At 58.2% G+C, this 21,757-nt stretch carries 21 protein-coding genes, 1 tRNA gene and 1 pseudogene; 14 read left to right on the forward strand and 9 right to left on the reverse strand.

The features are described from left to right. The first annotated feature begins 30 nt into the window (after positions 1 to 30). The 3 genes from HY29_RS00260 (at position 31) to HY29_RS18130 (ending at position 2,697) form a co-directional block, all read left to right on the forward strand. Positions 31 to 996, forward strand: a complete 966-nt coding sequence (locus HY29_RS00260; RefSeq protein WP_034790442.1) for a GlxA family transcriptional regulator — start codon at positions 31 to 33, stop codon at positions 994 to 996. Between the two features lie 100 nt (positions 997 to 1,096). Continuing rightward, positions 1,097 to 2,020 carry a GIN domain-containing protein gene (locus HY29_RS18125; protein WP_051600957.1) on the forward strand — a complete coding sequence of 308 codons (924 nt, stop codon included), beginning with the start codon at positions 1,097 to 1,099 and terminating at the stop codon, positions 2,018 to 2,020. A gap of 23 nt (positions 2,021 to 2,043) precedes the next feature. Then, complete coding sequence (locus HY29_RS18130) at positions 2,044 to 2,697, forward strand: GIN domain-containing protein (protein WP_051600958.1); 654 nt, start codon at positions 2,044 to 2,046, stop codon at positions 2,695 to 2,697. Here the strand turns inward: HY29_RS18130 and HY29_RS00275 are convergent. Beyond that, positions 2,694 to 3,521 (reverse strand): PPK2 family polyphosphate kinase, encoded by an 828-nt coding sequence (locus tag HY29_RS00275; protein WP_034789604.1) that lies wholly within the window; start codon positions 3,519 to 3,521, stop codon positions 2,694 to 2,696. The two genes, HY29_RS18130 and HY29_RS00275, sit on opposite strands and share 4 nt — an antisense overlap. Positions 3,522 to 3,597: 76 nt before the next feature. Beyond that, positions 3,598 to 4,215 (reverse strand): 30S ribosomal protein S4, encoded by a 618-nt coding sequence (gene rpsD, locus HY29_RS00280; protein WP_034789607.1) that lies wholly within the window; start codon positions 4,213 to 4,215, stop codon positions 3,598 to 3,600. Positions 4,216 to 4,393: 178 nt separating this feature from the next. Between rpsD and HY29_RS00285 the strand changes: the two genes are divergently transcribed. Further along, complete coding sequence (locus tag HY29_RS00285) at positions 4,394 to 5,209, forward strand: SDR family NAD(P)-dependent oxidoreductase (RefSeq protein ID WP_034789612.1); 816 nt, start codon at positions 4,394 to 4,396, stop codon at positions 5,207 to 5,209. A 5-nt stretch (positions 5,210 to 5,214) separates the two neighbouring features. Here HY29_RS00285 and HY29_RS00290 read toward each other — a convergent pair whose 3' ends face one another. After that, a complete protein-coding gene (locus tag HY29_RS00290; RefSeq protein WP_034789614.1) occupies positions 5,215 to 6,420 on the reverse strand; it encodes a CaiB/BaiF CoA transferase family protein in 1,206 nt (401 codons plus the stop codon). Positions 6,421 to 6,677: 257 nt separating this feature from the next. Here HY29_RS00290 and HY29_RS00295 point away from each other — a divergent pair, with 257 nt between their 5' ends. Further along, positions 6,678 to 8,597 carry a propionyl-CoA synthetase gene (locus HY29_RS00295; protein ID WP_034789617.1) on the forward strand — a complete coding sequence of 640 codons (1,920 nt, stop codon included), beginning with the start codon at positions 6,678 to 6,680 and terminating at the stop codon, positions 8,595 to 8,597. Between the two features lie 81 nt (positions 8,598 to 8,678). After that, positions 8,679 to 9,980 (forward strand): glycosyltransferase, encoded by a 1,302-nt coding sequence (locus tag HY29_RS00300; protein WP_051600959.1) that lies wholly within the window; start codon positions 8,679 to 8,681, stop codon positions 9,978 to 9,980. Here HY29_RS00300 and HY29_RS00305 read toward each other — a convergent pair. Beyond that, positions 9,970 to 10,911 (reverse strand): isopenicillin N synthase family dioxygenase, encoded by a 942-nt coding sequence (locus HY29_RS00305; RefSeq protein WP_034789619.1) that lies wholly within the window; start codon positions 10,909 to 10,911, stop codon positions 9,970 to 9,972. The genes HY29_RS00300 and HY29_RS00305 overlap by 11 nt on opposite strands. Before the next feature lie 228 nt (positions 10,912 to 11,139). Between HY29_RS00305 and HY29_RS00310 the strand changes: the two genes are divergently transcribed. The 4 genes from HY29_RS00310 to HY29_RS00325 all read left to right on the forward strand — a co-directional run bounded on the left by HY29_RS00310 (position 11,140) and on the right by HY29_RS00325 (position 16,144). Continuing rightward, positions 11,140 to 11,229 (forward strand) — tRNA-Ser (locus HY29_RS00310). A gap of 153 nt (positions 11,230 to 11,382) precedes the next feature. Next, entirely contained in the window at positions 11,383 to 13,761 is a 2,379-nt protein-coding gene (locus HY29_RS00315) for a glycoside hydrolase family 3 N-terminal domain-containing protein (RefSeq protein WP_241765093.1), read from the forward strand. Next, positions 13,758 to 14,780, forward strand: a complete 1,023-nt coding sequence (locus HY29_RS00320; protein WP_034789635.1) for an SMP-30/gluconolactonase/LRE family protein — start codon at positions 13,758 to 13,760, stop codon at positions 14,778 to 14,780. Before HY29_RS00315 ends, HY29_RS00320 begins: the two co-directional genes overlap by 4 nt. Next, positions 14,771 to 16,144 (forward strand): GntP family permease, encoded by a 1,374-nt coding sequence (locus tag HY29_RS00325; RefSeq protein WP_051600960.1) that lies wholly within the window; start codon positions 14,771 to 14,773, stop codon positions 16,142 to 16,144. The genes HY29_RS00320 and HY29_RS00325 overlap by 10 nt, the downstream gene beginning before the upstream one ends. Here the strand turns inward: HY29_RS00325 and HY29_RS00330 are convergent, their stop codons facing one another. Both HY29_RS00330 and thiS read right to left on the reverse strand, forming a co-directional pair. Further along, positions 16,145 to 16,915, reverse strand: a complete 771-nt coding sequence (locus tag HY29_RS00330; RefSeq protein WP_155838152.1) for a thiazole synthase — start codon at positions 16,913 to 16,915, stop codon at positions 16,145 to 16,147. A 59-nt stretch (positions 16,916 to 16,974) separates the two neighbouring features. Continuing rightward, the gene (gene thiS / locus HY29_RS00335) at positions 16,975 to 17,187 is read right to left on the reverse strand and encodes a sulfur carrier protein ThiS (protein ID WP_034789654.1); all 213 of its coding nucleotides are present in this window, start codon (positions 17,185 to 17,187) and stop codon (positions 16,975 to 16,977) included. 62 nt (positions 17,188 to 17,249) lie between these two features. Between thiS and HY29_RS00340 the strand changes: the two genes are divergently transcribed. The 4 genes from HY29_RS00340 to aat all read left to right on the forward strand — a co-directional run bounded on the left by HY29_RS00340 (position 17,250) and on the right by aat (position 20,370). After that, entirely contained in the window at positions 17,250 to 17,693 is a 444-nt protein-coding gene (locus HY29_RS00340) for a type II 3-dehydroquinate dehydratase (protein WP_034789657.1), read from the forward strand. Positions 17,694 to 17,699: 6 nt separating this feature from the next. Continuing rightward, complete coding sequence (gene accB / locus HY29_RS00345; RefSeq protein WP_034789663.1) at positions 17,700 to 18,176, forward strand: acetyl-CoA carboxylase biotin carboxyl carrier protein; 477 nt, start codon at positions 17,700 to 17,702, stop codon at positions 18,174 to 18,176. Between the two features lies 1 nt (position 18,177). After that, a complete protein-coding gene (gene accC / locus HY29_RS00350; protein WP_034789672.1) occupies positions 18,178 to 19,548 on the forward strand; it encodes an acetyl-CoA carboxylase biotin carboxylase subunit in 1,371 nt (456 codons plus the stop codon). 75 nt (positions 19,549 to 19,623) lie between these two features. Further along, a complete protein-coding gene (gene aat, locus HY29_RS18745; protein ID WP_081811175.1) occupies positions 19,624 to 20,370 on the forward strand; it encodes a leucyl/phenylalanyl-tRNA--protein transferase in 747 nt (248 codons plus the stop codon). A gap of 35 nt (positions 20,371 to 20,405) precedes the next feature. Here aat and HY29_RS19660 read toward each other — a convergent pair. The 3 genes and pseudogenes from HY29_RS19660 to HY29_RS00370 all read right to left on the reverse strand — a co-directional run. Continuing rightward, positions 20,406 to 20,759: pseudogene (locus HY29_RS19660) on the reverse strand (DUF2155 domain-containing protein); the annotation flags it as partial. After that, on the reverse strand, positions 20,759 to 21,322 hold the full coding sequence (gene mlaD, locus HY29_RS00365; RefSeq protein ID WP_051600962.1) for an outer membrane lipid asymmetry maintenance protein MlaD: 564 nt from the start codon (positions 21,320 to 21,322) through the stop codon (positions 20,759 to 20,761). The gene mlaD and the pseudogene HY29_RS19660, both read right to left, overlap by 1 nt. Continuing rightward, positions 21,315 to 21,707: an NADH:ubiquinone oxidoreductase subunit NDUFA12 gene (locus tag HY29_RS00370; RefSeq protein WP_034789679.1), complete on the reverse strand. Its 393-nt coding sequence runs from the start codon at positions 21,705 to 21,707 to the stop codon at positions 21,315 to 21,317. Before HY29_RS00370 ends, mlaD begins: the two co-directional genes overlap by 8 nt. Between the last annotated feature and the right edge of the window lie 50 nt (positions 21,708 to 21,757).

Consider the following 21,757-nt stretch of genomic DNA (forward strand, 5'->3'; position numbering starts at 1 on the left):
GTCTGCGTTGGCAGAAAGGACATTGTTCCCATGTTTTCAGCCAACTCCTGCCCCCGCGAAATCGGCGTGCTCATTTTTGAAGACTTCCAGCTGTTGGACGCTGCAGGTCCCATTTCCGTTTTCGAGATGCCCGTCCGCGGTATGTCGCCGCCGCCTTACCGCCTGACGCTCTATTCAATGGCAGGCGGCGCGGTCCGCGCATCCAGCGGCGTTCGCATGCATTCGGAGATACTCCCCGACAGCCTTACACTGGACACGTTGGTCGTCTCCGGGGGTGAAGGCACGCGAGAGGCCATGCATGACGCGGATTTCCTCAATGCCATTCGCGACGTATCCAGCCGCACCCGGCGGACAACATCTGTTTGTTCAGGAGCCATGTTGCTCGCTGCTGCAGGGCTTCTTGACGGTCGGCGCGCCACAACGCACTGGCGCCGGTGCCCGGACATGGCGCGGCACTTTCCCGACGTGACCGTAGAAGCAGACCGGATCTTCGTTCAGGATGGCAAGTTCTGGACATCTGCAGGCATTACGGCTGGGATTGATCTCGCTTTGGCTCTGGTAGAGGAGGACCTTGGCGCAGAGGTCACGCGCCGGGCCGCGCAAGAGTTGGTGGTCCATCACCGCAGGCATGGCGGCCAGTCTCAGTTCTCCGTCATGCAGGATGTGAAACTGCTGTCTGGACGCTTTGAACCTCTCATCGACTGGATTCGTGCAAATCTGGCCAGCGACCTGAAAGTTGAGCAAATCGCCGAACAAGTCGGGATGAGCCCAAGGAATTTTGCACGGGTTTTCCGGTCCGAAATCGGCAGCACACCCGCAAGATTCGTGGAGAAGCTGCGGTTGGAATCAGCTCGCCAACACGTCGAGACCACGGGCATATCTCTGAATGAAATTGCCCGGAAAACAGGGTTTGGCGACAGTGAACGCATGCGGACCGCCTTCGTCCGGGCCTATGGACAACCCCCAATGGTGCTGCGGCGGCAAGGCCGAAACTGACCGGATCCGATTACAAGAACCACAGTTTTATCGAAATTCGACGATTGACATATCGTATTTCGATATAAATATGGGGAATATAAAGTTCTGGAGAATACTCATGAAACGCACAGCCATCTCTGTTGCCGCGCTCACCCTTGCGGCTATGCCTGCCCTCGCCGAGACCAAATCCTATGATGTGTCAGATTTCGACGCTGTCGATGTGAGCGGCGCCATTGTTGTCGAATACACGCAAGGGTCGTCGCACTCCGTCACTGTGGACCAAAAGGATGGCGACTTCTCCGACATCCTGATCGAAACCAAGGGCGACGAGTTGCAAATCAAGCGCAAGAGCCTGGAAAAGGCCAAATGGCGCAAAAACATGTCGATCAGGTACAAGAATGGCGAACTGGTCGTCAAAGTGAATGGCGATGTGAAGCCGAGCTACAAGGTCACTGTTACCTCTCCCTCGATTACCGAACTGGATGTTTCCCAGTCCTCCATGCTAACGGCGGAAAATATCTCGGCCGACGAGCTGGAACTCGACAGCTCTTCCAGCGCATCCCTCACTGTCAGCGGCAATTCGAAGAAAACAAGCATCGAAGCCTCATCAAGCTCTGATGTGGACGCAGAAGACCTGATCAGTGACAAGTTGAACATTGATGCCTCTTCCAGCGCAGATGTAAGCGCAAGCGCGTCTGGCGCGGGCCCGGTCGATGTGGAAGCGTCTTCAAGCTCCGATGTGGAAGTCTCCATTTCTGGCCTGCCGAATGTCGAAATAGACGCATCCTCAAGCGCAGACATTTCTGTTGAGGGAACCTGCAACATGATCGACATCGAGGCGTCTTCCTCTGCCGATGTGGATGCCGATGACCTGATCTGCATGTCGGCCAAGGTCGCGGCATCCAGCAGTGCAGATGTCGGCGTCCACGCATCCAAATCCATCACGGCGTCAGCCAATAGCGGCGGTGACGTCATTGTCCACGGTGACCCGGCTGAGCGTGATGTCAGCAAATCAAGCGGCGGCGACGTCGACTTCAACTAATCCCTGAACGGAAGGAAACTCTCATGAAAAAGCGCATTCTGTTCGCGGCAGCCTCCGCTGCCCTTGCAATCACCGCCTTCGCGCCATCCAGCTACGCTGATGTCAGCAAGACTTATGATGTCTCCAATTTTGATGAACTGGACGTGGCCGCAGGGGTAGAAGTGAAATTCACGACTGGCCCTGACTATTCGTTACGCGCAGATTTCACCAAGGGTGGGCCTGACGATGTGAAAGTCCGTCAGGATGGTGACCGCCTCTATCTTGCCCGCAAGAACACCTCCAGCCTGAGCAACAAGAAGATGCGCGTCACCTTCCATGTGACCGCGCCGAATCTGGAGGAGATCGAAGCGAGCTCCGGCTCCTCCCTTCTCGCGGAAGGGCTGAAGGCGGATGATATGGTGATCAACGTCTCCAGCGGTGCATCCGTCTCTGCCTATGGCAGCTGCAACAAGCTGAACATCAAGGCCTCGTCAGGTGGCTCGGCCAATGCGAAGGAGCTGACCTGCAAGAGCGTGAAAGCCGGCGCCAATAGCGGCGGGTCCGTCCGCGCCTATGCGAGCGACGAAGCCAAGAGCAAAACATCCAGCGGAGGCAGTGTCGACATTTACGGCAACCCTGCCTCACGATCCGCCAACAAATCCATGAGTGGCGGATCTACCGACTTCCACGGCGGCTAACCGATATCGAAATCGTCCGGCTTGTATCCCGGGTTTGGCCATTCGAGATTCATATCTTCGAGGGCCCCGCGGACAAGCCGGGCGATCATCGCATTCCGGCGCGTTCGGCTGTCTGACGGGATGACGTACCAGGGCGCATGCTCAGTGGAACAGCGTTCGATTGCTGTCTCATATGCCGCCATGAATTTCGTCCAGTCCTTGCGATCTTCCAGATCTCCCGGATTGAACTTCCACAGCTTGTGCGGCTCAACCAGGCGCTCGGCCAGGCGCTCGCCCTGCTCTTCATGTCCGACATTGAGCATGCATTTGACGATGATGATACCATTCTGTGTAAGGTGTTTCTCGAAAGCGTTGATTTGGTCATAGCGCTGATCAATCTCTTCCGCGCTGGCCCAGCCGCGGACTTTCACCACCAGAACATCTTCATAGTGTGAACGGTCGAAAATGCCGATATGCCCCTTTTTGGGCACGGCATTGTGGACGCGCCAAAGATAGTCACGCGCCAGCTCGTTCGCGCTCGGCGCCTTGAACGCCTTCACCTCCATGCCGAGTGGAGTCGTGTCAGCAAACACACCCCGAATGGTGCCGGACTTGCCCGCTGTGTCCATGCCCTGAAGCATCACCAGAATCGATTGCTTCTTGTGGGCGTACAGCATGTCTTTCAGCTCATTGATGACAGCAGCGTCCTTTTTCAGGCTAGTCTTGGCGTCATCCTTGTTGGCGAAGATGTCATCGTCCCGCGTTGGCCGCTCGGCAAGGCTGAAGGGCTTGCCAGGTTTTGCGATGAGGTGATCGCGCACATGCTTGATGCTGGGTATGTCCATATGGGGCAGGTCTCCAAAAAGAAAGGCCGCACCAGTCTGGCGCGGCCCATCATATAGTTCAAGAAATTCAGTCCTCTTAAGAGGAGTAGAATTCGACCACCTGTGCCGGTTCCATCTGGACCGGGTATGGCACGTCGGAGAGTTCCGGAACGCGCACATAAGTGGCTGACATCGCTTTCGGGTCGACTTCGACATATTCCGGAACGTCACGCTCCGGGCTGCCGAGTGCTTCAAGCACCAGAGCCAGGTTACGGGACTTTTCGCGGATCTGAACAACATCGCCCGCTTTCAGGCGGACAGAACCGATATTGCAGCGGCGACCATTCACCATCACGTGACCGTGGTTGATGAACTGACGGGCAGCAAAGATCGTCGGAACAAATTTCGCGCGATACACAACGGCATCAAGACGGGATTCGAGCAGACCGATCAGGTTCTCGGAGGTGTTGCCCTTCATGCGGTTCGCATCTTCGTAAATACGAAGGAACTGCTTCTCCGTGATGTCGCCGTAGTAGCCTTTCAGCTTCTGCTTCGCCATCAGCTGCATACCATAGTCGGACGTCTTGCTGCGACGGCTTTGACCGTGCTGGCCCGGCTTGTAGTTACGCTTGTTTACAGGAGATTTGGGGCGGCCCCAGATGTTTTCACCGACGCGACGGTCGATTTTGTACTTCGCGCTATGGCGACGAGACATGGTAGTACCTCATTATCGACGCGGGCCGGTGGGCGACGCTCATTCGCACCCACGATTTCAACGGCGGCACCGCACCATCCCGTTGTGAAGCGCGGGGTAAACACCAAACATCTTCTTCCGTCAAGCTGCGCACCTGCTACAGGTAGAGGTAATCATAAAGACCATAAGGGAGGAAAACATGGGTTTACTGGACGGACGTGTGGCAATTGTCACGGGCGCAGGCAGCGGGATCGGGCTGGCAGCTGCGGAAGCACTGGCTCAGGAGGGCGCCGCAGTGCTGGCGACAGACATTGACGAGGACGGCCTCAAAGTCACCGCCAGCCGCATCAAGGCGAATGGCGGCACCGTGGAGACCCTGCAACAGGATGTGACCGATGAGGCGATGTGGGATACCGCTTTTGAGACAGCCGAAAGCAAGCTCGGTGCGCCCTCTATCCTGATCAATAATGCCGGTATTGCAATTGGCGGGGCTATAGCGGACTTTTCGCTGGATGACTGGCAACGCCAGATGAGCGTGAATGTCGATAGTGTCTTCCTGGGCACGCGTGCAGCGATCCGGCGGATGCAGGAAAATGGCGGCTCCATCGTGAACATCTCATCCGTCGCCGGTCTGAAGGGCGCAGCGGGCCTCAGCGCCTATTGCACGTCCAAGGGGGCGGTGCGTCTGTTCACAAAGTCCGCTGCCGTGGAATGCGCTCAGATGGGCTGGCCGATCCGCGTGAATTCGGTCCATCCCGGCATCATCGACACGCCGATCTGGCAGAAGTCCATCTCAAGGCTAACCGAAACCATGGACGCGGAGACGGCCAGTATCATGACAGCGCCAGATGGCTCCAACGAAATGAATGTTGCGCTTCTGGGCGCACAATCCTCTCCGATGGGCCGGGCCGGACGGCCAGACGAGGTGGCAAACCTGATCGTCTTCCTGGCGTCAGACAAGTCCAGCTATATCAACGGACAGGAACATGTCGTCGATGGCGCGATGACGGCCTGACGCGCTCAGACAATCCCCGACTGTTTCAGCTTTTCGACCTGCTCTGGCGTCAGCTCCAGCAGGTCAGTCAGCACATCAGCTGTGTGCTGGCCGAGGCGGTCGGGGCCTGCCCAGCGGATCTTGCCGGGCGTACCGGTCAGGCGCGGGACGATGTTCTGCTGCAGGATGCCAGGCCAGCGCTCTGATGGCACTTCCACAAGCGATTGACGTGCCTTGTAGTGCGGATCTTCCAGCATGTCGGAGGCCCGGAATACCTTACCCACGGGGACGGCCGCCTCGACCATCTCGGCTTCGATTTCGTCAATCGTGCGGCTGGACGTCCATTCATTGATAATGGCGTCCAGCTCGGCCATGTTCTCGCCGCGCCCCGCATGCGTGTTGAAACGCGGATCGTCTTTCAGGTCTGGCTGGCCAATGGCCTTGCAAAGGCGCGCAAAGACGGTCGGCTGATTGGCGGCAATGATGACCATGCCGTCCCTGCCATCATAGATGTTGGACGGCGCGATGGACGGCAGGACGGATCCTGAGCGTTCGCGCGTATAGTCTTCAAACTGGTATTCCGGCACCAGTCCCTCCATGAAGGCCAGGACGGATTCATAGATGCTGGTATCGATCATCTGGCCTTCGCCGGTCTTCTCGCGGTGGTGTAGAGCCGCCAGCGCGCCGAAGGCCGAAAAGAGACCGGCCAGACTGTCACCCAGTGAGATGCCCGCCCGGGAGGGCTTGCGGTCCGGCTCCCCCATCAGATAGCGCACACCGCCCATCGCCTCACCGACCGAGGCATATCCCGGTCTCGAAGAATATGGTCCGGTCTGGCCGTAGCCGGATACGCGGATCATGATCAGGCCTGGATTGACCTTTTTGAGCTCCTCATATCCCAGCCCCCATTTCTCCAGAGTGCCGGGTCGGAAATTCTCAACCAGAAAGTCAGCCTCCGAGACAAGTTGCTTCAGAAGGCCTTGCCCCTCCTCGGTCCGCAAATTCAGCGTGATGCAGCGCTTGCCGCGCGCACAGACACTCCACCAGAGCGGAAAGCCATCACGGCCCCATTCGCGCAGCGGATCGCCCTGCCCTGGCGGTTCGACCTTGATCACATCAGCGCCCATATCCGCAAACATCTGGCCGCAAAATGGCCCCGCCACCAACTGGCCGAGCTCAATGACCCGCAGATCCGTCAGCGGACCTGACCGCTCTGTGCTGGTTTCTGTCATATGCTCCTCCGGTATAATTCTGGCTGAGATCATTCCTCCGGACTTTATGCCGGGGAAGTCAATCTCTCCCCCTGTTTCCCTTCTAGACAGATGCGACCGATTTACCCAATCCGGCTTCAATCACCCATTTGTCACCCCGGATTAGACTAAAGGCGTATTGTCTTGTGTCGCATCAGGCGTAACAGCTAAGATCAGGCCTCGCTTGGGACAGCTCTCTCCTTGCCCGTCTCTGTTATAGGAGGCCAAGGGAGAAATGCATGACCAGCTACAAAGACGTCTACACTTCATGGAAATCTGCGCCGGAAGCCTTCTGGGCAGAGGCGGCCAAGGCCATAGACTGGGTGAAACCAGCGGACGCGGTTTTTGATCCTGACCAAGGCGTTTACGGGCGCTGGTTTGCAGGTGCCGAATGCAACACGGCCTACAATTGCCTCGACCGTCATGTGGAGGCAGGCCGGGGTGAGCAGAACGCCCTAATCTATGACAGTCCGATCACTGGGGCACAAAAGACCTATACCTATTCAGAGTTACTGGAAGAGGTCGCGACGTTTGCTGCGGCGTTGCAATCACGCGGCATCAACAAGGGTGACCGCGTGGTGATCTATATGCCGATGATCCCGCAGGCTGCAATTGCCATGCTGGCTTGCGCGCGTATTGGCGCCATTCATTCCGTGGTCTTTGGCGGCTTTGCCCCGCACGAGCTGGCGACCCGGATTGATGATGCGACGCCGAAGGCAATGATCTGCGCGTCCTGTGGCATCGAGCCGAACCGTATCATCCCGTACAAGCCGCTTGTCGATGAGGCGATCAACCTCTCCCACCATAAACCGGACACCTGCATCGTTTTCCAGCGTGAGCAAGTGACGGCAAATCTGGATCACGACCGGGATGCTGACTGGATGGACCTGATGCAGGATATGTCAGCCAGGGGTGAGCGCGCTGACTGCGTGGCTGTTGCGGCCACAGATCCGCTTTATGTGCTCTACACTTCCGGCACGACTGGAAAACCGAAAGGCGTCGTGCGTGATACTGGCGGTCACATGGTGGCGCTGAAATGGTCGATGGAGAACGTTTATGGCGTGAAGCCGGGTGAAGTCTTCTGGGCTGCATCCGATGTCGGCTGGGTCGTGGGGCACTCCTACATCGTATACGCATCATTACTGCTGGGCTGCACCACAGTAATGTTCGAAGGCAAACCCGTCGGCACACCTGATGCAGGTGTTTTCTGGCGAATGATTGATGAGCACAAGATTTCCGTCCTTTTCACCGCGCCGACAGCTCTGCGCGCGATCAAAAAGGAAGACCCGCAAGGCAGTTTGCTGAAGGATTACGACATCAGCAGCCTGCGCACCCTGTTCCTGGCCGGCGAACGCGCCGACCCGGATACCATACAGTGGTCGGAGAAACTTCTGGATATCCCCGTCATCGACCATTGGTGGCAGACGGAAACCGGCTGGACGATCGCAGGCAATCCGATGGGCATTGAGCACTTACCAGTCAAATACGGATCGTCCACCGTGCCGATGCCGGGATATGAAATCCATATTCTGGATGAGGGGGGCCATGAAGTGCCGCGCGGAGACCTTGGCGCAATCTGTGTAAAGCTGCCCCTTCCCCCCGGATGCCTGCCGACGCTGTGGAAGAATGATGACCGCTTCCGTGATAGCTATCTGGCAAACTTCCCCGGCTATTATGAAACCGCTGATGCGGGATACATGGACGAGGATGGCTATCTCCACATCATGGCGCGCACGGATGATATCATCAATGTCGCGGGCCACCGCCTCTCCACGGGTGGTATGGAAGAAGTGCTCTCCGCCCACCCGGCCGTAGCGGAGTGCGCGGTGGTTAGCGTCGCAGACAGCTTGAAAGGCCAGGTGCCGGTTGGCTTCATCATCCTGAAGGCAGGCGTTGATGAGCCCTCCGAACAGATTGAAGCCGAATGTGTGAAGCTTGTCCGTGAACATATCGGCGCGGTCGCTTCGCTAAGGAAGGTGATGACGGTGGGCCGCCTTCCCAAAACACGCTCCGGCAAGATCCTGCGCGCAACGATACGCAAGATCGCAGATGGAGAAGATTGGGCCATGCCAGCCACGGTGGATGATCCGAAAATCTTCAATGAAATTGAGGGCGTCATGAAATACCACAAGGTCGGCGCAATGCCCCCAACCGAATAGTGGCTTCCACTCTATTGCATTGAAGTTTCGGCGATATACGCCTATCGAAAAGGTCATGCGTTACCAAGAGAGCGTGGACCAATGAGCCAACTGCGCGGATTGCTCTGCACCTATGGAACCCGTGGCGATGTGGAGCCCTTTCTAGCACTGGCTCAGCGGCTAAAGTCTTTCGGTGCGGACGTAACTCTGGCCACATCGAAACGCTATCAGGAGTGGATCGAGCAAGCAGGCATCACATGCTTCCCTATGTCGGATGCCCCTCTGGCACTGATCGACTCTCCAGATGGCAAAATGATGCTGGAAGGTGGCGTCAGTGTTTTCAAGCGCATGGCCGCAGGAATGGGTCTTGCCAAAAAGTCTGCTCCCCTCACGGAGCAAATGATCGCAGACAGCTGGGACGCCGCACAGGCCTGCTCTCCTGACTTCATCGTCTTCCATTCCAAGCAATTCGGTGCACCACACATTGCAGAGAAACTGGGCATCCCGGCCTTCCTTGGACTGCTGCAGCCGATGATAGTTCCGACGCGGGAGTTCCCGGCCATGGGCCTGCCCTCGCTGTCTCTGCCGGGATACAATTGGTTGACCTATACACTGGTCAGCAAGGGCTTTGCCGCACAGCGCAAGAGTGTAAACCATTTTCGGGAAAGCAGTCTGGGCCTGCCGCCTGTGCGCTCCTCGGCTCAGGTTCTCTTCCCCCAAGGGCGCGGCTCCATTCCCATCCTTCACGCGATCAGCCCATCGGTTCTGAAACGCCCGGATGACTGGCCGGATCATGCCCACATCACTGGATACTGGTTCCTCAAGAAAGAGACCGATTTTACGCCCTCAGAGGATCTGACAAGATTTCTGGAGGCTGGACCGCCTCCAGTCTTTGTCGGCTTTGGCAGCATGACGAGTTCAGACCCGGAGCAACTTGCCCACATCGTGACGGGGGCGCTGAAACAGGCCGGCGTGCGCGGTATCATTGGTTCCGGATGGGCAGATCTGAAAATTGAGACATCTGACGAAGTCATCGCAATCGGCCCCACAGCCTATGATTGGCTGTTCCCGAAAATGTCTGCTGTGGTGCATCATGGCGGCGCAGGCACGACTGCAGAGGGCTTTCGCGCAGGCGTACCTTGCGTGGTCTGCCCCTTCTTCGGGGATCAGCCTGGCTGGGCGAGACTGAGTGAAGAACTGGGCGTCGGCGCAAGGCCAGTTCCTCGCAAGAAGCTGACGGCAGACAGGCTCGCGGCGTCCATCACAGATGCGGTATCAAATACGGCGTTACGCGTGAATGCCGCGAAACTTGCCAAGGACATGGCCAAAGAGGACGGCGTTGCGACCGCCCTTGATCTGATTTTCCAGCATGTGCGCCCTAAAGGCGATCAATTCAGGCTTTGACGAGGCCGATCTCTCTCAAACGCTCCATCAGATAGTCCTGAGCCGTAATTGCTGGCTCGGCCTTGCCACCTTCAGCGACGCAGCCCGGCAGCGGATCTATCAGATAGTCCTGATTGAAGTGCAGGAAGAAGGGTGTCGAATAGCGCGGAAATTTGGCGCGTTCCGGCGTCGGGTTCAGCACACGGTGCGTGGTCGACGGCAGCACGCCCGCCGTGAGCCGTTGCAGCATGTCTCCGCAATTGATCACCAGCGCGCCCTCAGGCGGGTTCACGTCCAGCCACTTGCCAGAGCGGTGTAGCGCCTGCAGGCCCGCCTCTTCCGCGCCCAGCAGCAAGGTGATGACATTGATGTCTTCATGCGCCCCTGCCCTCACAGTGCCTTCCGGCGGCGGGCTCATCTGCGGCGGATAGTGCAGCAGACGCAGAATGGAATTGCCAAAATTGACCTTGTCATCGAACCAGCCTTCCGAGAGGCCCAGATGCAGCGCGACCCCTTCCAGGATCTGGCGGCCCATCTCATCAAGCGCATTGTAAAGCGCGCGCGTGCTGTCATCGAAGGACGCGACTTCAGGCACAGAGGGCGTATCCGTCATGGTCGCGCGATACGGGCTGTCTGCGGGCAGATCCCGGCCTGTGTGCCAGAACTCTTTCAGGTCGGCATAGGCGTTGCCCTTGGCGTTTTCGGTGCCGAATGCGGTATAGCCACGCTGGCCGCCGCCCTCGCGGCCATCATATTGGGCTTTCACCTCTTCAGGCAGGTCGAAGAAGGCCTTGGTTGCCGCCAGATTGCGATCAATGATGCCCTGGTCGACCGTGTGCTCCGAGACGACGGCAAAACCGGTTTCCCGAAAAGACTGGCACAACGCGTCGCCAAACGCTTTCTTGTCCTGGCGGAACAAGGAGAATGGAACCGGCTTGAAATACTCTGTCATCGTGATCGCCTGCCTCTTTATCGGGAGTTTAGAGGCATATTTTATCACATGTCTTCAAGCCTGCCACACGGCCAGTTCACATAGCGGCAATATGGCGTAGCTTGAAATGGCTAGAGAAATCTGCCCGACCTCCGCTTTCTTGCAGCTCGGAGTGAACATTTTCCCGTCTCACGGGGTAACAGGGCTTGCGATCAGGTTAGGCTTTCACTAGACCGCTATTTCCGCGCTGGAGAGGTGGCCGAGTGGCTGAAGGCGCGCCCCTGCTAAGGGCGTATACGTTAACGCGTATCGAGGGTTCGAATCCCTTCCTCTCCGCCACTTTCCCAATCAATGCAGATTGATATCCTACCCTGCCTTGTCACATCCAAGCCTGTAACCGTTTTCATGTTAGCGTTGACAACGTTGTTCAGGCGAACAAAACTCCCCCTGAAACACGTACGCAAAAATGCGCGACCATGGGGAGGATTATACATGACCGATAGCCGGATACGCTTGCGTTTGCCTTTAGTTCTGATGGGGCTGGGCTTTGCGCTGGTCGGCAGTTCCTGTGCCACCCCTTCCCCGCAAACAACCGAATCGGTTGCCGAAGCCACGCCGACAGAAGTGCCCCCGGAAGCCTGCAAGCCCATCGACAGCCTGACGACGGCCAGCACGAGGGTAAAAGATCTGATCGCCCAAATGACATTGGACGAGAAACTCGGTCAGCTGAATCAGGCCGCTGGAGGGCGCAGCAAATCCCTGAATTCCAAACTGACACCTGAAGAACTGGAAAAGGTCCGCCGGGGCGAGATCGGCTCTTATTTGCATGTCGCCGGAGCGGAGCCCCTGGGAGAGCTTCAGAGAGTGGCGGTAGAGGAAAGTCGACTAGGCATCCCCCTACTCTTCGCCATGGATGTGGTTCACGGCTACCGTACCATTTTCCCGGTACCGATCGCGATGGCCGCCACCTGGGATCCGGAAGACTGGAAACAGGCTGCAGCAATCTCTGCTGACGAATCCTCGGCCGCTGGCCTGCACTGGACCTTCGCGCCGATGGTCGATATTGCCCGTGACCCGCGCTGGGGACGGATCGTCGAAGGGGCTGGAGCAGATCCCTATCTTGGGGCGCGCATGGCCAAAGCACAGGTCGAGGGCTATCAGGGCACGGACCTCTCTTCTCCCGAAACCATCCTTGCCACAACCAAGCATTTCGGCGCCTATGGCGCGCCGACAGGCGGACGTGACTATGGCAGCGCTGACATCAGCGAGCAGAGCCTGATGGAAATCTACATGCCGCCATTCTATGCGGCGACGCGTGCTGGCACAGGCTCCATGATGACGGCTTTCAATGATATTGCTGGCGTACCGACGACGGCGAATGAAACCTTGATCGACGGCCTGTTGCGCGAAAAGTGGGGCTTTGACGGGATGATCGTCTCGGACTGGAACGCTATTGCAGAGCTGATGAATCATGGCGTGGCCGCGACACGGGAAGAAGCCGGCGTGCTGGCGCTTAAAGCGGGCGTCGACATGGACATGACCAGCAATGTTCTGCCCGCAGATATCCGAAATGCGGTGCAGGCTGATGACTGCCTTATGCAGGACCTGGATGCCGCAGTGGCACGCATTCTGACGGCCAAGGAGCGTCTCGGCCTATTTGATGCGCCCATGGCCTATCATGATGCCCAGCGGGAAAAAGAGACATTACTCAGCCCGCAACACCGCCAGGCCGCTCGTAAAGCCGCCACGCGCGCCATGGTACTACTGAAGAACAAGAACGGCGCCCTGCCCCTGTCCAGCTCACCGCAAACCATTGCCGTGATTGGCGGACTTGCTGAAGACAAGATGACCCAGCTGGGGTCATGGCGCGCACAGGGCAAGCCTGAAGATGTGGTCTCGCTTCTGGACGGATTGAAGCAGAATGCGCCTGAAGGCACACGGATCACCTATGCGGCAGGGGCTTTTCCAAAGGGCGATGGAGAGGCGACCCTCGACACAGCAATAGCAACCGCCTCAGCGGCTGACCGTATTCTGCTCGTCATCGGTGAGGACTATGACCTTTCCGGTGAGGCGCGCAGCCGGTCCGACATTACCTTGCCTCGCAATCAGGCAGCGCTGGCGGAGGCGATGTTCGCCACCGGCAAACCTGTCACGATCATTCTGGTCACGGGGCGTCCGCTGGCCATTGAGAGCGAGGCCGCTCAGGCAGACGCCGTACTGAACACCTGGATGCTGGGCGTCGAAGCCGGCAACGCGTTGGCAGACGTAATCTGGGGCAAGACATCGCCTGCAGGACGCCTGCCTATAGAATTCCCGAGACGGACAGGTGCTGTACCGCACACCTATTCAGAATATCCTGGTGGTCGCCCGGCGGATCCTGACCTCACAAAGGATACCAATAGGTTCATGGATATTCCGATCACGCCGCTCTTCCAATTCGGGCATGGTCTCAGCTATTCACAGTTTGAGTATGGAGAGCTGAACGCGGCGGCCAGTACAGTACAGACAGGAGAAGACATCATTCTAAGCATTCCGGTTACCAATACCGGTAAGATGGATGCGGACGAAGTCATTCAGCTCTACATGCGTGACCCATATGCCAGTATTGCCCGGCCGAAGCGTGAGTTGCGCGGGTTCCAGCGCGTCAACATTCCGGCTGGAGAAACAAGAACGCTCACCTTTACACTCAGCCCGGATCAGGCCGCGATCTACAAAAGCGGACAAGGCTGGGTTGTCGAGCCGGGTAAACTGGAATTTGTGGTCGGGGCCTCAGCTGCTGATATACGCAGTAGCACCGAGATTACGCTGACCCAGCAAACGATAACCGGCACACCGGCAAGTGCCCTTTCGACAAGGACGCGCATCGAATGACCTACACACGCAGACTGTTTCTCGCCTCTGCTGCTGGCACCGGACTCGCTTCGGCCTGCGCCATGCCGCACCTGCCTTCCTTGCAGAAATCCCTGGATGTCGAAATCCTGGACAAGTCTGCGCGAGACCTGATCAGTCCAGGGGCAAGGCTGGACGTTCTAGCCTCCGGCTATACCTGGAGCGAAGGTCCCGTCTGGGACAGAAAGCGCCGATGCTTGTACTTCTCGGATGTTCCAGAGAATACTTGCTGGAAGTGGACCGAAGATGAAGGCGCGACGGTTTTCCTGCGCCCGTCGGGCGCGCCAGCGGACGAGACAAATGGCTTTCGGGAGCCCGGCGCGAATGGCTTGGCGATCAGTCATGATGGCCGCCTCCTGATCTGCAATCACGGCCGACGGGCCGTGCAGTCGATGGACATAGACACCAAACAACGCACAACTCTGGTAAGCGCATATGATGGCAAGCCGCTGAATAGTCCGAACGATGTTGTCGAAGCGTCAGACGGAACGCTGTTCTTTACGGATCCGCCCTACGGGCTGGAAGGTATGAATGACTCTCCATTAAAGGCCCAGGATGCCAATGGCGTCTATCGCTTCTCGCCTGATGGTAGCCTGACTCGCGTCATCAGTACAATGACGTTCCCGAACGGCGTGGCGCTCTCACCGGATGAGACAACGCTATATGTCACACAGTCTGATCCGGATGCTGCTCACCTGCTGCGGATGGGACTGGGTGGCACGGAACCGGAACTCCTTTTCGATGCAGCGCCCTATATGGCAGAGGACGCTCCGGGCCTGCCGGATGGCCTCGCCATTGACGAGACAGGCCACATTTTCACAACCGGCCCCGGCGGCGTTTTCATCCTGTCTGCTGACGGCATACCGCTTGCGCGCATCAAGACCGGCAAGGCAACCGCCAATTGCTGCTTCGGTGATCCTGACGGACGAACCCTTTACCTGACGGCGCATGACACATTGATGCGTATCCGGACGAGAACACGCGGGCTGGGATGGAGCTGATCGAGAGCCTTCAGGCCTACCAGCCTCTCATCGCGGCAGGGCTTGGGATTGCAGCCCTGCTGGTCCTGATCCTGAAAGCAAGATTGAATGCGTTTGCCGCCTTGCTGCTGATCAGCATTTTCAGCGCCCTTGCCGCTGGGCTGACACCCGATCAGTCCTTTGCGACAATCACAAGCGGCATGGGGGGCACACTGGGCTTCATTGCGACGATCATCGGCCTCGGTGCCTTGTTCGGCGCAATCCTGCAGGCCTCCGGCGCGCTTCAGGCGCTCGCGTCAAAGCTCTCCAACACAGCGAGCTTCAGGACGAACCAATGGCAAGTCGCGGGCATCGCCCTTCTGGCCTCCACGCCTGTCTTCTTTGATGTGGGATTGATCATTCTGGCGCCATTGATCCTGACAATGGCGCACGCCAAATCCCGCGCGCCTCTGGCGCTTGGTCTGCCCCTGATGGCAGGTCTGGCTGTGGGCCATGCCTTTCTACCGCCCACACCGGGACCCGTCGCAATTGCCGAATTGCTGGGTGCGCAACTGGGCTGGGTGATCCTGTTCGGGGCGATCTGTGGCACAGTGGCTCTGGCTGTCTCAGGGCCGCTGCTCGCCGTGTTTCTTGAACGGCAAAGCCTGCTCCCGGAAGGCGACTCAGAGTTCGACTTCGAAACTGTAGAGCCCGCAGACCCGGCAGCATCTACAGACCGGTTTGGCCGCGCCGTGTTTCTTATTGTGCTGCCTCTGGCGCTGATCCTGCTGGGGACGCTCGCGGAGCTGCTACCGGCCGGACCCTTGCGATACATTCTGGCGGTCACGGGACACCCTTTCAGCGCGCTGCTGATTGCCTGTGGCGCAACATGGGTCCTGCTCTATCCCGCGACACCGGAGAGCCGAAAACTGATGTCGGACGCCATGGCCAAGGCTTTTGAGCCAACAGGCGCCGTTATCCTCGTCACGGGCGCTGGCGGGGCATTCAAGCAGGTTTTGGTGGACACCGGCGCAGGCACCCAGATTGCGGATGCTGCACTAAGCGTAGGCTTTGGCGCGCTTCTGACAGGCTATGTGCTGGCGGTCATCCTGCGCCTTGCCCAGGGTAGCGCGACCGTCGCCATGATCACATCAGCCGGGCTGACTGCGCCCCTACTGATTGCTGCGCCGCTGACCCCACCGCAATTGGGGCTCCTGACAATCGCCATCGCCGCCGGGGCCAGCACAGCCAGTCATGTGAATGATAGCGGTTTCTGGCTGGTCGGGCGGATCTTCGGAATCACCCCGGGCGAAACGCTCCGCACATGGACGGTCTCCACAACCCTGATCAGTGTTGTCGGTTTTGCGATGTGCTCGCTGATTTACGTGTTACTGGCCGTCTTCTGATCAGATCAGCCCGGCAAGTGGGGAGCTTGGATCAGCATACATCTTCTTGGGCATGCGACCGGCGAGGTAGGCTTCACGGCCTGCAATCACCGCATGCTTCATGGCGCTGGCCATAAGGATCGGATCCTTGGCGGCGGCGATAGCCGTGTTCATCAGCACGCCGTCACAGCCAAGTTCCATCGCCATGGCCGCGTCAGACGCCGTACCGACACCTGCATCCACGATCACCGGGACACGTGTCTGCTCCACGATGAGGCGAATATTCACCGGGTTCATGATTCCAAGACCGGAACCAATCAGGCTGCCAAGCGGCATGATCGCGCAACACCCAGCGTCCTCAAGCATCTTCGCGTAGACCGGATCATCCGAGCAGTACACCATCACCTCAAAGCCATCGGCGATCAGGGCCTTGGCCGCTTCGAGCGTCTCCGGCATGTTCGGATAAAGCGTTTTCTGGTCTGCCAGCACTTCCAGCTTCACCAGATTCCAACCGCCCGCCTCGCGCGCCAGGCGCAGCGTGCGAACAGCTTCGTCCGCCGTGTAGCACCCAGCCGTGTTGGGCAGATAGGTGAACTCGTCCGGTTTGACGAAATCCGTCAGCCGCTCCTGATCTGGGTCAGAGAGATTCACGCGGCGTAGCGCGACCGTGACAATCTCGGCACCGGCGGCACGTGCCGCATCGGCATTCTGCTGGTAGGATTTATACTTTCCGGTCCCGACAATCAGGCGGGAATTATAGGTTTTGCCGGCAATGGTAAGGGAATCTGTCAAAGGTCTAACCTTGGTCTGGTAGGAAATAGAGTGGAGCGATATCTTGCCAGTTTAGAGGCCTAGCCCCCACCCACGAACTGGACAAGCTCGATCCGGTCACCCTCTTCGATGACCGTGCTGGCATGTTCGGATTTGGGGACGATCTCAAGATTGCGCTCGATTGCAATTCCGCGCTGATCCTTGCCTGACTCGCCTGCCAGTTGCGTAACAAGCATCGCAATCGTCGTCCCGGGCTCTACTGAGCGCGTCTCGCCATTGACTGTAACCAGCATTCGAGTTTTCTCCGTTCATCTGCCCCTTGCCTTGCCAGGCGATACAGAGCAAGACGGACACTATGTCTAAACCGGTATATGTACTTGGAGGCCCCAACCTCAACCTTCTCGGCTCACGTGAGCCGGAGATTTATGGCCGCGACACGTTGGAAGACATCCACACACGGCTGAGAGTGCTGGCAGGCGAGCTTCCGCTGGAAACCCGTCAGACGAATCACGAGGGTGAGTTGGTAAGCTGGATTCAGGAAGGCTCGGCCAAAGGCTCAGCCATTATCCTGAACGCAGCTGCATATACGCATACCTCAATTGCAGTGCATGATGCACTCAAGGCCTGTACGGTACCGGTTATAGAAGTTCATCTATCAAATCCGGCGGCGCGCGATGCGTTTCGTCAGGTGAATTATGTTTCCCCCGCTGTGAAGGCCACGATTGCGGGCCTGGGTGCCTATGGCTATGAGCTGGCGCTTTTGGCGGTTAAGACCCTTCTGGGCCAGAAAGAGACCTGATATTTCATGAGTACGACAAAGAACAAGCTGGATACCGGCCTCGTCCGGGAACTCGCAGCCATCCTGCGTGAAGCTGACCTCGGCGAACTCGAAGTTGAGCATGAGGGCCTTCGCATTCGCGTTAGCAAGCCTGCCGCGCCGGTCGTTCAGGCCGCCGCTTACGCGCCTGCCCCGGCAGCAGCGCCCGCCGCCCCTGCTGCGGCAGCCGCGAGCGCCCCGACAGCTGAAGCAGCTGCGCCTGCTGCCTCCGACAATGCCATCAAATCCCCCATGGTCGGCACAGCCTACCTGTCACCTGAGCCGGGCGCGAAAGCCTTCGTCTCCGTAGGCGACAAGGTGAAAAAAGGCGATACCCTGATGCTGGTTGAAGCCATGAAGACCTTCAACCCGGTCGAGTCCGACAAGGCGGGTGTCGTTAAAGAGATTTATGTTACCGACGCCCAGCCAGTCGAATATGGCGAAGCTCTGATACTGATCGAGTAATATGGCCGAGCAACCTGTCATCAAGAAGGTTCTCATCGCTAATCGCGGCGAGATTGCCTTGAGAATTCACCGCGCATGCAAGGAAATGGGGCTGTCTACGGTCGTGGTCCATTCCGAAGCAGACAAGGATGCCATGGCGGTTCGCCTGGCTGACGAGAGTGTCTGCATCGGCCCGGCGCCTTCCTCGCAAAGCTATCTGAAGAAGTCGCAGATCCTGGCCGCTGCCGAGATTACCGGCGCAGATGCGATCCACCCCGGCTATGGCTTCCTGTCAGAGAACGCCCAGTTCGCCGAGATGGTCGAAGCACACGGTCTGGCCTTTATCGGCCCGACTGCTGAGCATATCCGCATCATGGGCGACAAGATTGCGGCTAAGCAGGCCATGATCGAGGCTGGCGTCCCCTGTGTGCCAGGCTCTGAAGGCGCTCTTTCAAGCATTGCCGAGGCCAAGAAAGCGGCCAAGAAGATCGGCTTCCCTGTTCTGGTAAAGGCCTCAGCTGGCGGCGGTGGCCGCGGCATGAAGCTGGCCATGACAGAGGGCGACCTGGAAAACGCTGTCCGCACTGCAAAGACCGAGGCGAAAGCTGCCTTCGGTGATGATGCCGTATATCTGGAAAAATACCTTCAGGGGCCACGTCACATCGAAGTGCAGGTCATTGCCGATACGCATGGCAACGTCGCACACTTGTGGGAACGGGACTGCTCTCTGCAGCGCCGCAACCAGAAGGTCTTTGAGGAAGCCCCATCGCCTGCTCTCAATCAGGCGCAGCGCGAAGAAATCGGCGGCATCGTTGCCCGCGCGATGGAAAAGCTGGGCTATCGCGGCGCCGGCACCATCGAATTCCTCTATGAGGACGGCAAGTTCTACTTCATCGAAATGAACACCCGCCTTCAGGTAGAGCACCCCGTTACGGAGATGATCACGGGCATCGACTTGGTGCGCGAACAGATCCGCATCGCCGAAGGCAAGGAACTGTCATTCCGCCAGGAAGACGTCATGCTGGTGGGTCACGCGATTGAGTGCCGGATCAATGCCGAGCATCCGGAGACATTCATTCCGTCACCCGGCCTGATCACGGACTTCCACGCCCCTGGCGGCCCCGATGTTCGCCTCGATAGCGCTGCCTATGCAGGCTATCGCATTCCGCCGCATTACGACTCGCTGATCGGCAAGCTGATCGTGCATGGCCGTACCCGTCGTGAGTGCCTTATGCGCTTGCGCCGCGCCCTGTCCGAGATGGTCGTCGGCGGCGTCTTCACTACGCTGGACCTGCACCGCAGGCTGGTTGAAAACGAAGACGTTCTGGCCGGTGAGTACAATATCCACTGGCTGGAAAAATTCCTTGCTGACGCAAAAGAGGCTGGCGAGTAATCCTGCTGCAGCCCAATGCCAGCAGCATCATTTTGGAGGGTGGACATCTGAGTGTCCGCCCTCACATATGAAGCCATGTCTTCACGCTTTGGTACGTCTGATCTGCTAGCCTGCTACAGGCGTGGCGTCTTCCCGATGGGAGATGCTCGCAATGATCCGAACCTTTTCCTGGTTGATCCGGACATGCGCGGGATCATCCCGCTCAAGGGCTTTCATGTGCCAAAGCGGCTTGCCCGGACCGTGAAGCAGGATCCGTTCACTGTCACCGCTGACCAGGCCTTTACGCGCGTCATGGAAATGTGCGCCGAGAGCACGGCAGGACGCGAGAGCACATGGATCAACTCCCCAATCCTGAACCTGTACAGCGCCCTGCATCGTGAGGGGCACGCCCACTCCATCGAGTGCTGGGACGGCGAAGATCTTGTTGGCGGCCTTTATGGCGTCTCTGTCGGCGGCGCGTTCTTTGGGGAGAGTATGTTTTCCCGCGCGACCGACGCCTCCAAGATCGCACTGGTGCATCTTGTCGCGCGTTTACTGACGGGAGGATATGTTCTGCTGGACGCGCAATTCCACAATCCGCACCTTGAACAGTTCGGCCTTTACGAAGTGCCGCGTGCGGAGTTCAAGAAAATGCTGAGAAATGCCCTGACCGTAGAGGCCGATTTCTATTGTGGGTCTTCGACTGCGGACGGATCCTCGACGATTTCGATGCCTGGCGGCACTTCATCATCATATGTCACGTCATCATCATCCGGTACCGATGCTTTAGACGGCAATTTCACCGGGTCCGGTGCGCTGCAGCGGATCACCCAGATGTCGTAAACGGGATGTTCCAGAGCGCTGAGGCCTGGGGAGGATGCATACATCCAGCCGGAAAAAAGCTCCGGATTTTCATCGCTGACCGTGTTCACATCCTCGGCAGCAACGGCAGCCTCCATCGTTTCGACGGCAACGGGCTGCGTGGAGTTGATCTTGAGAAACGCCGCGCTCTCCGGCGCTTCTTCAGGCGGAGTCTGATAGCAAACCTTCAGCTCTACCTTCAAAGAGCCGAATACGACCGGCTCACCAACCTTGACCTCAATATCCGTGGATCGGCCGGTGATCTTGTCCAGCGCGCGCAGGGTTGCGCGATCCTTCTGCACATAGGTCGCGGCATGCGCCGCCCCAGCCACAACAGCGCAGATTGCGAGGGCAGAGACAGCGAATTTCATTATTGATAATCCTCGTCAGGGTATGAATCATCACTTGCGCCAGATGCATCGCCCGCAGGCTTGGCTGCAGACGCCCCAGATGCAGCCGCATCCGAGTTGCCACTATCATCCCCACCGTTTCCTGATGCGAAAGAAGCAAACAACGTCAGCAGGTCCACACTGCCACGCGTGTAAATGATCTCACCTGAGCCATCCTTGGCGATGTTGTCGAAGCTGCCGCCGGGTTCCAGTGCCACATAGCTGCCGCCCAGAAGGCCATCCGTGGAGACGCGGGCATCCGTGTCTTCAGGCAGGTCCCATTTGTCGTCCACGCTCAATGTGACGACAGCCTCAAAGCGCTTGGGGTCTCCCTCAACCGCCTTGACGATGCCCGCCTTGACCCCGGCAATACGCACATCGGTACCACGTGATACACCTGAGATATTATTGAAGCGCGCCGTCACCTGATACTGATCACCGGATGCTTTCACATCCGTTCCCTGGCCAATTGCGAACCACAGGAATACGCCCGCAACGGCAACGACGAGTGCACCAATCAGGGTTTCAAACAGTGATTCACGCATCAGGCGTCCAAGCCTCATAGTCTCCGGTCGCCTTCTGGCGTGCCCGGTCATTGGAAATGCTGCCCTTCGGCTTTGTAGCGTATGGCGTGCCGGTCATGTTCGGCTTGTGATCTGTCTCCCAGTCACGGCGGGTAAGCGGCATACGGGTCGGCGGCTCGTCCACAGTATGGTGCAGCCAGCCATGCCAGTCCGCTGGAACCTTCGACGGCTCTGCGAGGCCCTTGTACATCACGTAGCGGCGCTTGCGCCCTTCGAGGGACGGCTTGCGCTCCTCGAAATAGCGATTGCCATACTCATCGGTGCCGACATAGGTCGAGCGCCGTTTGATGTCGAAGGAAGCTCCGAGCGTGTGCCCGCTCCACCAGGTGAAAATCTGTTTCAGCATCGTCTTGATGTCCTGACCTGTCTTGTTGGCCGTAATATGGCGTCTTCGCG

It is taken from the genome of Hyphomonas beringensis, assembly GCF_000682755.1.
Taxonomy (GTDB): Bacteria; Pseudomonadota; Alphaproteobacteria; order Caulobacterales; family Hyphomonadaceae; genus Hyphomonas; species Hyphomonas beringensis.